Genomic DNA, 12,858 nt, shown 5'->3' on the forward strand with positions numbered 1-12,858 from the left:
TGAATGAAGGCATTAGTAACTGGAGGAGCAGGATTTATTGGGTCCCATTTGGTCGATCACTTGGTCGCCGAAGGGTTGGACGTTGTCGTCGTCGATAACTTGTCCATGGGGGACTTACATAATATTAAGCACCAGGATGAAGTCACCGTGTATGTTGAAGATGTGCGCAACGAAAAGTTCATGCAGCAGTTGTTACAGGAAGAACAACCCGATTACATTTACTTTTTAGCCGCAGTTGCCAGCGTGGCAGATTCGATTGAACGTCCGGCAGAGACGCATTCTGTCAATCAAACGGCGGTCTTCAATATGTTGGAGTATATTCGCAAGACTGCGCTGCCAATCAAGCAGTTCCTGTTTACTTCCTCAGCGGCGGTTTATGGAAATCTGCCAGAATTACCTAAAAAAGAAGATTCGCGCGTGGATCCATTATCACCTTATGCGATTGATAAGTATGCGACGGAACGTTTTGTCCTAGCATACGGCGAACTATACGACTTACCAACAGTCTGTGTCCGCTTTTTCAACGTCTATGGTCCAGGTCAGAACCCAAGCTCACCATATTCAGGGGTGCTGTCAATTTTGACGGACTGCTTGAAGAATGACAAGGCGTTTACGTTATACGGTGATGGCAGTCAGACACGGGACTTTGTCTATGTCGAAGATGTGATCCAGGCGTTATGGCTAATTACCAAGAGCGACACGAGTCATGAAGTGTTTAATATCGCCAATGGTAACGAAGCGAGTCTGACGAGCATTATTGAGACGTATGAAACGGTTACTGGTCAGAAATTACAGGTCAAGATGGCACCAGGACGTGAAGGGGAAGTTAAACGTTCGGTGGCTAACATTGGTAAGTTAGTGAAGTTGGGATACACCACTAAATGGTCATTAGAAGCAGGGTTAAGCAAATATTGGGAAGGGGCACAACAACGTGAAGCAAGTCGAAATTAATGAAACGGTCAAAGTAGGTCATATTCAACCACAGACGAATTATCAATTTTTAACAATGATTGGTCGACCAGTTACTGGTTGGAAATTGGTTGTGAAGCGGGTCTTTGATTTAATCGTTGGCTTAGTTGGCACCGTGTTAAGCTCCCCAATCGTCCTAATATTTGCGATTTTGGTCAAGCTAACGTCTAAGGGCCCCGCATTTTACAAGCAAGAGCGGGTCGGCTTAATGGGCAAGAGCTTTAACGTGATTAAGCTGCGGTCGATGTATCAGAATGCCGAAGCCCGGACTGGGGCCGTTTGGGCACAAAAAAATGATCCCCGGATTACACCAGTGGGGCGTTTTATGCGTAAGACGCGCGTCGACGAGCTACCACAATTCTGGAACGTCCTAAAAGGGGATATGAGTCTGGTCGGACCACGGCCTGAACGTCCGGTGTTGACGGAAGAATTTAGCCAACAATTTGCTGACTTTCCGAAGCGCTTACGAATCATTCCGGGGATTACTGGATATGCCCAGATTAACGGCGGCTATGATATTACACCAGATGCTAAATGCAAGTTGGATAACTATTATATTGAACATTTTTCGGTCTGGTTTGACATTAAGATGTTGCTGGGGACCGTTAAAATCGTGTTTACTGGGGACGGTGCACGATAAATGAAGATTGTTTACGTCATCACGCAAGCCACTTGGGGTGGCGCCCAAGCTCACTTATATAGCTTGATAGAACGGCAAGTCAAAATTGGCAATACTGTTACACTCATCTCAGGAATTGAAGGTCGTCTGAGCGAGCAGATAAAAAAGAACTTGCCACAAGTAAAATTAGTAATCATTTCTAATTTGGTTCGTCAAGTTTCCTTGATAAATGATTTTAAAGCTATCAGAGCCTTGCGGAAATTGCTGAAAGGGCTAAAGCCTGACATTTTACATCTTCACTCATCTAAGGCAGGAATGGTTGGAAGATTGGCTGCCTTAGGACTATCAATGAAAGTTGTCTTTACTGTTCACGGATGGGGGTTCACGCCGGGAGTCAGCAAGAAACAACAGCTTTTAATTAAGCTGGTGGAAAAGACGCTTCGACCGTTGACCACTTATTATATTTGTGTATCGAGATTTGATTATCAGTTAGGCGTTGAAAATGGAATTATTAATGAAAGCCACCCTGGGGTTGTAATTTACAATGGTGTGCGAGAAGTGAGATGCACTGTTCATAATGAGCGTAGTGAGAAGCCATTTGTGTTGACAATGGCCGCACGTTTTAACAGCCAGAAGCGCCAAGATTTATTAATTCAAGCGTTAGCCTATATTCCTGATGATTTACCTTTGATCTGTAATTTCTTAGGAAACGGACCATTACTACCTAATTGTCAACAATTGACTCAGAAGTTACAAGTTGATGACAAGGTAAACTTTGTTGGCTCAGTTGATAATGTCCAGAAATATTATCAACAGTCTGATGGTGCCATTTTGATTTCGGATTATGAAGGGTTGCCAATCAGTCTGGTTGAAGCACTGGCGCAACACTTGCCTATTATTGCTTCTAATGTCGGTGGAAATGAAGAGTTAATTCATAATAATGGCTTTTTAGTCGAAAATGATCCACACAAGATAGCCGATAAAATTGTTCAATTGTATCGAGCACGTGATAAAAAACGTATGGAGGACAATTCTTACAAGTTATTTCAACGGTATTTTATGGTTGAAGATATGCTGGCTCAAACGCAGGCTTGTTACGCGCGTTGTTTAGCGTAGATACGAGGAGGATGTTAATGATAAGAGTTGCACATATTTTATTTTCTTCTGAGTTGGGCGGCGCTGAGCAAGTTGCAATTAATATAAGTCGTAATTTAAGCGATTGTTATCATTTTACGTACTTCTCGCCGTCAGGACCTATTCAGAATAGCGTAATGGCAGAAAGAATCGAGTATCAGAGCTTTGATCCTAAGCAGATTATTAAGCTGAAGTGGGAAATCGAAGCGACTAAGCCTGATATTATACATGCCCATGACTTTAAGGCGAGTTTCTTAGCTAATTTTCTTTTTCGTCATATACCAATTGTGACGCATATTCATCAGTCGCCTTTATGGCAAACTACTTGTAATTTAAAGAGTATTGCTTTTAAACATGTTGCTGATAAAAGCGCACGAGTGATATATGTATCGAAATGGGCAAAAGAATCATATATCTTTCAAGATAAATTAACTAATACTACTGTGATACCAAATGGCGTAGATATCGAACGGATAAAAGAATTGGCGTATTTGAGTATTCCAACAGCTTTCGATTTGTTATTCGTTGGTCGGCTAGAAGAGGTAAAAAATCCAGAACGATTTGTGGAGATTTCTAAAAGATTATTAGTTATGTTTCCAAATCTGAAAATTGGAATTGTTGGTGACGGTAGTCTTAAAGAGCGTCTCCAAAGTTTGATTCGCGAATTACCCCAGATTAGTTTACTGGGATTTCAGAGTAATCCATATCAATATATGGCACGTGCCAAGGTTGTATTATCGACTTCAAAGTCAGACGCGTTTGGTTTGACCATGGTTGAGGCAGCACTACTTGGTGCGATTCCAATTGCGCCATCTATAGGTGGAATCGCGCAAACAACTGATGAGCTAAACGGAATCGTCTATGCAAGTGATGATGCATTACTAGCGTCATTGCGTGATATATTCTCAGACGAGCTAATTTATAAGCAATTTAAATCTGAAATATCAAAAATAGATTTTACTAAATATGGTCAGACGCGATTCGTTAATCAGATTCGGCAAGTTTATGAAGGAGTTTTGAACGATGACTGAGGCAAGTAGCCATGCAGGTGGTAATTTTTTTAAGCCACTGTTATTTTTTGCCGGGTTTTATTTAATCTACCAACCTAATTTCTGGACCAACAGTTACGTGCCAATGATAATTACGCTAGGGATCGCAATTATTTGTGTTTTGGCACTATCCCCGTACGAGGTTTTACTGACGATTGATGGATTAAAAATTTTTGAAATTGGTGTGTTGTTGTCCATCATTTACTTTGCATTTAGGGCATTACTTGCTGGCAATGACCCTCGTATTTTTCAAAATATCGCTATTATCCTAAATGTTCTCGCATTGGTGTTATGGCTGGAAGTACTGAGAAAGTATTTTCGGATGACAACTAACCAGGTACTAACCTGGATTTTATGGATGGTTGTGATTCAATGCTTCTTTGCGTTGATAATGTTAGTTAGCTCAGGATTGAGAGCAGCTATTTTAGCAAGAACAGCTACGAGTATTATTGATAATCAGTTTATTTATGGTGAACGGTTATACGGGATTAGCAGTGATTACACCTTCTTTACCCCCATTTATCACAGTATTGTTGGGTTGATTGCGATTTATTTAGGAATGAATGTTAGTAAAAAATATTATTGGTTCATACCATTTTGCGTGTTCATCATCGTGCTAAATGGCCGGACTGGGTTAGTGACCTTAGTCCTGGGCTTTCTTTTAATGTTGGCAAAACAAATGATCACAAGTATGAAGGGCTTACTTCAAGGAATCGTGATCATCGTAATTAGTATTGGTTTTGTCTTCTTGGGATTGTCTTTCTTACAATCAATTCAACCAGATACATACACCTGGATCGTGAGCGGCTTTGAAGATACGCTAGCGCTCGTATTTGAAGGCGATAAGCAAGGAAATTACGAGCAGCTGACAGGCTCTTTTTTAATGTTTCCAACCGGAGCTTGGAATTGGTTGTTTGGCTATGGGGTGCGTGTTTATGCAGGAAATAAAAGTAATATTTGGTTTGGCACATCTGATATTGGTTATATCAACGACTTGTTTATGGGTGGCCTAGTTTACATGGGCATTCTTTATAGCACGATTATTGCCCAACTAATTGCATGTCATAAGAAGTCGAAAAACACGGTTCGAGGGTCTTTGCTGTTTCTAGCGTTTTTAATTGTCCTGATGATTGCTAATTATAAGGGTGAGGCTGCTCGAAGCGGGATGGTCTTGACATCAATTGTGTTTTTGAGTTACCTATTTTCGACTGAACCACATAGTGAGGAGACAACATGGAAATCAGCGTAGTGATGAGTGTTTACAATGAGCGACCTGAGCAGGTCCGTCAATCGGTTGAGGCCATCTTAGGACAAACTTATTTGCCGACTGAGTTCATCATCGTGCTCGATAATCCTAATCAAAACGATTTGAAAGCACTACTGCAGACCTATGATCAGCAGAACGATATTATCAAGCTAGTGTTCAACTGGGAAAATATCGGCTTGGCGGCGAGTCTTAATAAGGCCATCAAGTTGGCTAATGGTGAATTAATTGCCCGAATGGATGCGGATGATATTTCAGAGCCCAAACGTCTTGAACTCGAGTTGAGAGAACTTAAACGAAGGAGCCTTGATTTGGTCTCCGGAAATATTGTCTATATTGATGAAAGCGGCAGTGTGACTGGGAAAAAATCAGCAATCCCGGAAGACGAACGGCTAATTGCAAAACTGTTACCATATGGGTCAACCATTATTCACCCAACTGTGTTGATGCGTAAGTCCGCCATTGATCAAGTTGGTGGGTATCGATTGTTACCAACGGCTGAAGATTATGATCTTTGGCTGCGAATGATTGCCAGCGGGTTAAAGATTGGGTCAATCAATGTTCAAGTTTTGAAGTATCGCTTGCGTGATAATAGTATGACGAGTAATGCTTGGAAAACCTATGTTGTTTCGCGATACATTCAGAAATTATATGCGCAACGGGTGCATACAGGAGATGATGCTTTTAAATCCGACGACCCGGATTTATTTGCCAAAATAAATAATGAGGGTATGCGTCAAAAGTTCAATCGTGGTCAACAATATTTTACGTTGGCGATGCAAAACACACGACAGAAAAAAGTTGGCAAAGGTCTTCATCAGCTTGTAAAGGCCATGGTAACATCCAAAGATAATTTTTATTTTGTCATGAACTATTTACGGTTCAGACTAGTTTGGGCAGTGAATAGGGGACGATATCACCATGTATAAATTAATTAAAAGCGTTATCCGGACTGTGATGAGTAGTGTTTGGCTGAATTATCAATATTTCTTTCAGCGTAAGCAGGTCACACTCAGTAAGACGAAGCGAAATCTTATTTTGTTTGGCATACCTAATCACCCCAATCTTGGGGATCAAGCCATTGTCATTGCAGAGCAGAAATTTATTAAAGAAAACTTTCGGAATGTAAATCTGATTATGATTGCAGAGACAGATACGGCGAGTTTTTTACGATCTGTTAAGTCCGCTATCACAGACGATGATTTAATCATGTATCATGGTGGCGGTAATATCGGGTCACTATATCCGTTATCGGAGCGTAATCGACGCTTTCTTCTTAAAAAAATGAGGCAACACCGGACTGTTGTTTTTCCACAATCAATCTTTTTTGAAGATAATTTGGTAGGCAAATATGAACAATGGTTGAGTCGTAACGCCTATAATCAGCATCCAAAGCTAGTATTGACGGTTCGCGAAAACTATTCATTGGCGCGTGCACAGGACATTTTCTCTAAAACACAATGCATTTTGGTGCCTGATATTGTTTTTTCGTTGGTAGGGACGTTGCAGAAAAAAGCGACTGATGAATCACATCAGCAAGTTCTCTTGGCGTTGCGGGGTGATGAGGAAAGTTGTCTGACGGCATCCTTTAAGGCCGAGTTGTCTGAAATGCTAGGTAGACATTTCAAAACGGTTAGTACAACGGACACGATGGCCCAAGGGGTTGATACGATTGATGATACGAACCGGATGTCGCTATTGAATGAAAAGTGGGCCACCTTTTCCAAGGCTGACTTAGTTGTGACAGATCGGTTACATGGGATGTTGTTCTCAATCCTGACCGGGCGTCCTTGTCTAGTATTTGCAAATAATAATCACAAAATTGAGTCCACAATTTCGACATGGCTTCAGGATGTGCATTCGGTCAAGTTGGTAACTCCTGACTCGGTAACTTCAGTTGAGAATCAGTTAAAAAAGATGAAGCGTCCATCTCAAGATGAGTTGCTCGAGATAAAACAAAACTATGTGCCACTCAAAAAGGCCATTCTGGAATAAGATGGCCAGTTAGAACAGTCAGAGATTTAGTTGGAGATGATGGAGGCTTTTAAAGTTTGGTGAATGCAAAAGCAAAAAAATTAATCAATAATATCGGCATCTTTGCAATTGGTAATCTTGGTAGTAAGCTGATCAGTTTCATTTTAATTCCAATTTTCACTCGGTATATGGGAACTGCTCAGTTCGGCCAGGTCGATTTAATTACGACGACCATCAATATGTTATTGCCGGTCGTAGCACTCAGTGTTGCAGATGCCGTATTTAGATTTGTGATGGATAAAAATAGTGATCAAGTCGCTGTGTTCACTAATGGTTTATCGTTCACCGTTTTGATGATTATAATTGCGAACTTAGTCTATCCTGTATTGGTTATCCTAAATGTCAATTATGCCAAATATATTTTAATTTATCTTTGCGTCGGATTGATTCAAAGTCTGATGCAAAACTTCGTTCGTGGGATTGGTTATGTTAAATTATTTGCGTTAAACGGTCTGATCAGTTCGTTTGTTTTAGCGGGTGTCGGACTGGTTCGGATCGTGTTGCAACATGGCGGTGTTGACGGCTATTTAGATGCTTTGATTCTGTCTAACGGTGCGTCGATTGTTTTCCTAGGGGTGTTTTCCAAAATTTGGAAATTCTATGCCCTCAGTGCATTAAATCGAACATTTTTGATAACCATGTTAAGATACAGTATTCCATTGATTCCTAATGCATTCTTGTGGTTTTTCACCAATGATGCCAGCCGTTTTTTTATCGTTGGCATCTTAGGATTAACAGCTAACGGGCTTTACGCAGTCGCAACTAAAATTCCGACGATTATCAACGTGTTTTACACCATTTTTTCACAAGCCTGGCAAATTTCAGCGGTGGAAGAGTATGAAGAAAATCGGCAGGGACGTTTTTTTTCAGATGTCTTTAATGCCAATGCTGGCTTGTCGTTTGTCCTCATTGGTGGGATCATAGTTTTTCTTAAACCCATCATGCACGTATTTGTTGCCGCAAGTTATTTTTCGGCGTGGGAAATCGTACCAACATTGTTGCTAGCGTCGTTATTTTCGAACCTATCAGGGTTTCTTGGTACGATCTACTTAGCGACTAAGCAGACGATTGGTATTATGAAAACGACGGTATTGGGGATGCTGGCTAACGTGGTCTTGAATCTGATTTTGATTCCATTATTTGGGCTTCAAGGAGCCGGAATTGGTGCGGCCGCTGGCTTTGCGTTTGTTGCACTCGTCAGACTAAGAGACGTCAAAAAGTTCGTCGTACTCAAAGTCGCTTGGGTACCACTTATTACTTCGCTACTGTTATTAATCGGGATGACAATTATACAATTGTCACTGCCCAATATATTAATGATGTATTTGGTTTTAGTAATGTCAGAATTGATTTTAATTGCCATTAATATGCATTTTTTATTGCGAGTTAAAAGGAAATGATTCATGGAAAGTGTAGACATGAGGGGGTTAAATAATGTCATCAGATAATGAGGATAAAACGATGTTTGCAATGCGCATCAACAAAAGTGAAAAGAATGAGTTAAGAAAGTTATATGCTGACATGGGACTAGACTTATCGACAGCTGTAAACCTGTTCTTCAAACAGAGCTTGTTAGAAAATGGGTTGCCATTCCGTCCCACACGGACAGCAGATAGTAATGCTGAAAGAAAGTAGATGCGGCGGAGATCAGGCGACATCTTGATGATTAATAACTTGTCCCGAATTATTTAAATGAAATGTCTGAGATTGTTTATCACTGAAGCGATAAGCAATCTCAGACATTTTTTGTATATACGTTTGAACTACCTAAAAATGAGACGGTCACCTTTAAAGTCGACAATCAGGGCCAGGTCACGGCAACTAGAGTGTTAGGGGCTGAACAAACGGTCACGACTTTTGATAAAAGCGGTCAAATCAAGACGGCGACTACGGTGACGAACGCGAATGGTACTAAGAGTCAACAGACCAACACGGTCAATGGGTTGAAGTCGATGGTTACTGACGAACGCTATGACTTAAGCTTATTGAATGGCTTGAAGGTCACGGCGCAAAAAGAAATCAATCCTAACCAGTCAGCAACTACTTCATCCAATCCAGCTAACAATGCGAGTCAGTCTAGTGATAAGCGTAATACGGATGTGACAACGGTTGATCAAGCGGAAACTAATAGCGGCGCTACGAGTGATCAATCAACCGCCACAACGAGTTCATCTAGTAAGGCTGATTCAAGTAGTACGAGCAGTCAAAGCAACACTGACGCTACCAGTCAGTCGAGCACTAGTACCAGTGAGACTTCAAAAGCGGATAGTAGTGTGCTGTCCGGTAATAGTCAAGCGACGGACAGTAAAACTGACGATGAGGCAACCAACGCAGGTGAAACGTCGACTGGAACAGCTAGTGACAGTGGGTTGGGTTTCAAGTCACCGTTCACTGAGGACCAAAACACCAGTAGTGCACTGGGGAGCGCACAAACTTCAAGTAGTCTCAATAATGATACGAGTGCTGCGGTGCAAGCGTTGATTGCGGAACCTAATTCGACACCGGTTGTTTTGAGTGCGGATGCTTCTTTTGAAGATGGGGTCCCAGTCAATGATCCGGTATTCAGTAATGATGAAGGTGTCTCGCCCAACAATAATCCTAGCAGTGCGGCGACGCCTCTCGCGCAAGCCACGAATACGCGGGCACGTCTGACTCAAAATGGCAAGCTCTTATACGAAGGCACTTTGCAGGCTGACCAAGGCGAACAAAATCTCTACGTGTCACCAGATACAGCCGTCGAAATTGATGGTGGTGCTGATGGTGACGGCTTTTACCTAGATACCTATGATGGTGACAAGGGGATGGCGTATACACTTGGTTCGGGCTACGCATGGGCGGCCGAAAACAATGATGTGACGGCACCTGCCGGTAGTGCGACGACTAGCTCGGAAAGTGCTGCTAGTGACACGAGTGCTAATAGTAGTGACAGTAGCCGTACAGATTCAAGTAGTGCTGACCATTCAGCTAGTTCGGCAAGTGCGAATAAGACGAGCCAGTCGAGCCATTCAAGTCAGTCAGGTGAATCGAGTCAATCGAGTCAATCAAAGCCAGCTGCTGGTTCCAGTGAAAGCAGTAATTCAGAAAGCTCGTCATAATCAAGTACGACCAGTCATTCTGATGACTCGGATAAACCGGCATCAGATCGTTCAAGTCATACTCAGCCGGCAAGTGCGTCTGATAGTAGCCAAAAAGTGGATTCTGGCACGGGCACGAGTCAATCGTCAACACCAGGAAAAGCTAACACGAATCAAGCTTCATCAACACCAACTACCAAGGCTAATCGCGCAACTATCGCGGCTTCCGCAAGTTCTGCATCGCCACGGGAATCGCAGGCTACGACGCCAAGTTCGTCAGCTTCGAGTGTTGACTCAGCTAGTGTGGCAGCGGCAAGCCGTGCTAAGCAACAATCGACGTTTAAGAAGCAACATCCAATCTTGAACCAGATCTTGCCTAAGACGAATTCAGCGGTCGCAACCTGGTTGGTCTGGCTAGGCGTGGGCTTATTATTGCTCACCGTTACGATTACGATGGTTATTAAGAAACGAGGGCGTGACTAACATGAAAAAATTACGTCAGATCCTCCAAAAGATTTTAATCGGTTTGATGGTATTTGTCCTCGTCTTTACGGTCTTTTCAGGTTCGGTCGACACGGTATCTGCACATCGCCGTGGCGTGACCCATACTCGGAAGCATAAAGTACGGCATCGTGCCAGTGGACATGCCAAAAAATCACATCGTGCGCATCGGAAAGCCAAGCGGAGAGTTGTGCATCGCAAAGCACCACATCGCCGCAAAGTCGCAGTAAGGCACAAGAAGAAGGCGGCGCCAAAGCGGCATAAAAAGTCGCACAAGAAGAGAGCCGCTAAGAAGCATAAGAAGTCGCACAAGAAGAAGGCCGCTAAGAAGCATAAGAAGTCACACAAGAAGAAGGCTGCTAAGAAGCATAAGAAGTCACACAAGAAGAAGGCTGCTAAGAAGCATAAGAAGTCGCACAAGAAGAAATCTTCTAAGAAGCATGGCAAGTCGCACAAGAAGAAGTCTTCTAAGAAACATGGTAAATCCAAGAAGAAGTCATCTAAAAAGCATAAGTCCAAGGGTAGCGCTGTAATTGCCACACTTAGTCGTAAGACAGGAATCAGTAAAGGCATCATTTCGTTGGTGACGGATATGATTGGGTATAATGATATTTATACCATGATCACGGGGAAAGATGCCGCTACTGGTAAGAAGCGTTCACGGTTAGTAGGAGCAGCTTGGACAGCCTTGAACTTTGTGCCGGTCTCGAAGGTCGCTAAGCTAGCAAAGGCGACAAAGCTTTTGGCAACTGCTGAGAAGGCCGGGAAAGTTGCGAAGAATGGTGGTCGGGTCAAGCGTGCCGGTCGGGCAACTAAGCAGGCGATGAAGCGAGCGGCTGAGAAATTGGCCAAACGTAAGCCGGCTAGGAAGACCACCAAGAAGGCACCTACGAAGTCTCACAAAACTACAAAGACCAAGCATGGGACAAAAGCTAAGCATCAAAAGTCTAAGCACAAAAAGACTTCTCATGCGACAAAGCACAAGACGACCAAGAAACAACAGAAACGCTACAATAAGAAAAAGGCTGCGGGCAAGGCAAGAAAAGCTTCGTATGCACGGAAAAAGGGTGGTAATAAAAAGAAGCCTGGTAAGCGTAAAGGCTCAAAAGCAAAGACAGCGAAACGAAAAGTTAAGAATAAGACAGAAAAAAACAATAGAGCTAATAACGGCAGTGGGGTTAAATCTTCTGGTGAAGATTTATTTAACTATACAGATAAAGTAGATAAGCATATGGATGATCCTAATAGAGCAGTGCCAGCTCAAACTTTGAGAGAAGCAATCAAGGGTGGTACGCCTGTTCCTGACCCCAGAGGATCAAGAGCAATCATGTATTATAGTCAGATTTATATTAATGGCAAGAAATATAATTTTGAAGTGCTTTATGATAAGGCAACAAACACTATTTATCATTTTAAATATGCCAGAGATGCGTTGGGACCATTACCAGCGGTTCCAAAGCGGTGATACTGGGTGGTGTCAAGGACAATATGGAAAGTCTACCAAACTGTAAGGGGGGTGTACCTACCTTCTATACTAGATTTTAGTGTCCCCTGATTGATTTACCAGTCGATTGTCGATTTCTGAGCCAAATAAGTCATATAATCACTGATATTTTTGGTTGTTTAGGAGTAATATGATTTTATATGGGACAAATGTTCATTTTAGGGAAAGTTGAATTAGCACGAGCCATTTATTTGGCATTAGTATTTTCTGTTGGATAGTTGGAATTGTCAAGGAGAAAGCTATTATGACAAAAAAAGAGCAACTGTATTATTTGTTAAATGGTTTGAGTCATGGAGAAATAGAGATTAACAATTTTACAATTCAGTTTATGAAAATTTTTGACTTGGAAATCGATTATGATGAATTGTCGGAAAAAGAATACACCGTTTTTAGGAATTTATCTGATATGTCAGGTAGGTTTTCTGATAGTGAAGAAGATTTGAAATTGCCTAACGTGTACTATAACGAAAAGCAGATTAGAGATGAAGTATCTTTTGCCTTAAAAGAATTATCGTGAACTTTTCAGAATCTTTGTACCAATTGTAACGCCTGCGAGATTTTCTCAATAGTGGATTGGTTAATATCGGTAGAATCATTCACGGATTTTCTTATGGAATAAGCTACCCAATTTAACTATGATTGATTTGTTTGGAGGAGCGCCTAGCTAATAGATAAAGTGAATTAGTTTAGCAGGAATAGCTGGTATTTAT

General features: G+C 41.9%; 11 protein-coding genes and 1 pseudogene. All 12 read left to right on the plus strand.

Features of this window, described 5'->3' with window-relative positions; translation table 11 throughout:
* The first annotated feature begins 3 nt into the window (after window positions 1-3).
* The 12 genes and pseudogenes from MZO41_RS09175 to MZO41_RS09235 all read left to right on the plus strand — a co-directional run bounded on the left by MZO41_RS09175 (window position 4) and on the right by MZO41_RS09235 (window position 12,665).
* Window positions 4-951 carry an NAD-dependent epimerase/dehydratase family protein gene (locus MZO41_RS09175; protein WP_013355388.1) on the plus strand — a complete coding sequence of 316 codons (948 nt, stop codon included), beginning with the start codon at window positions 4-6 and terminating at the stop codon, window positions 949-951.
* A complete protein-coding gene (locus tag MZO41_RS09180; protein ID WP_015380067.1) occupies window positions 932-1,609 on the plus strand; it encodes a sugar transferase in 678 nt (225 codons plus the stop codon). Before MZO41_RS09175 ends, MZO41_RS09180 begins: the two co-directional genes overlap by 20 nt.
* Window positions 1,610-2,704 (plus strand): glycosyltransferase family 4 protein, encoded by a 1,095-nt coding sequence (locus MZO41_RS09185; protein WP_013355390.1) that lies wholly within the window; start codon window positions 1,610-1,612, stop codon window positions 2,702-2,704.
* A gap of 17 nt (window positions 2,705-2,721) precedes the next feature.
* Window positions 2,722-3,753: a glycosyltransferase gene (locus tag MZO41_RS09190; RefSeq protein WP_022638546.1), complete on the plus strand. Its 1,032-nt coding sequence runs from the start codon at window positions 2,722-2,724 to the stop codon at window positions 3,751-3,753.
* Window positions 3,746-5,020 (plus strand): hypothetical protein, encoded by a 1,275-nt coding sequence (locus MZO41_RS09195; RefSeq protein WP_015380070.1) that lies wholly within the window; start codon window positions 3,746-3,748, stop codon window positions 5,018-5,020. Before MZO41_RS09190 ends, MZO41_RS09195 begins: the two co-directional genes overlap by 8 nt.
* Window positions 5,005-5,964, plus strand: a complete 960-nt coding sequence (locus MZO41_RS09200; protein WP_013355393.1) for a glycosyltransferase — start codon at window positions 5,005-5,007, stop codon at window positions 5,962-5,964. Before MZO41_RS09195 ends, MZO41_RS09200 begins: the two co-directional genes overlap by 16 nt.
* Window positions 5,957-7,030 carry a polysaccharide pyruvyl transferase family protein gene (locus MZO41_RS09205; RefSeq protein ID WP_015380072.1) on the plus strand — a complete coding sequence of 358 codons (1,074 nt, stop codon included), beginning with the start codon at window positions 5,957-5,959 and terminating at the stop codon, window positions 7,028-7,030. The genes MZO41_RS09200 and MZO41_RS09205 overlap by 8 nt, the downstream gene beginning before the upstream one ends.
* A gap of 59 nt (window positions 7,031-7,089) precedes the next feature.
* Window positions 7,090-8,469 (plus strand): oligosaccharide flippase family protein, encoded by a 1,380-nt coding sequence (locus MZO41_RS09210; protein WP_225868878.1) that lies wholly within the window; start codon window positions 7,090-7,092, stop codon window positions 8,467-8,469.
* Between the two features lie 34 nt (window positions 8,470-8,503).
* Window positions 8,504-8,704 (plus strand): type II toxin-antitoxin system RelB/DinJ family antitoxin, encoded by a 201-nt coding sequence (locus tag MZO41_RS09215; RefSeq protein ID WP_013355395.1) that lies wholly within the window; start codon window positions 8,504-8,506, stop codon window positions 8,702-8,704.
* Window positions 8,705-8,895: 191 nt separating this feature from the next.
* A pseudogene (locus MZO41_RS09220) lies at window positions 8,896-10,626 on the plus strand (LPXTG cell wall anchor domain-containing protein).
* Window position 10,627: 1 nt separating this feature from the next.
* The gene (locus MZO41_RS09230) at window positions 10,628-12,109 is read left to right on the plus strand and encodes a pre-toxin TG domain-containing protein (protein ID WP_041161945.1); all 1,482 of its coding nucleotides are present in this window, start codon (window positions 10,628-10,630) and stop codon (window positions 12,107-12,109) included.
* A gap of 283 nt (window positions 12,110-12,392) precedes the next feature.
* Window positions 12,393-12,665 carry a hypothetical protein gene (locus MZO41_RS09235; RefSeq protein WP_003637645.1) on the plus strand — a complete coding sequence of 91 codons (273 nt, stop codon included), beginning with the start codon at window positions 12,393-12,395 and terminating at the stop codon, window positions 12,663-12,665.
* The last annotated feature ends 193 nt before the right edge of the window (window positions 12,666-12,858 follow it).

The organism is Lactiplantibacillus sp. C232 (assembly GCF_023806725.1).
In the GTDB taxonomy this organism is placed as follows: domain Bacteria; phylum Bacillota; class Bacilli; order Lactobacillales; family Lactobacillaceae; genus Lactiplantibacillus; species Lactiplantibacillus plantarum.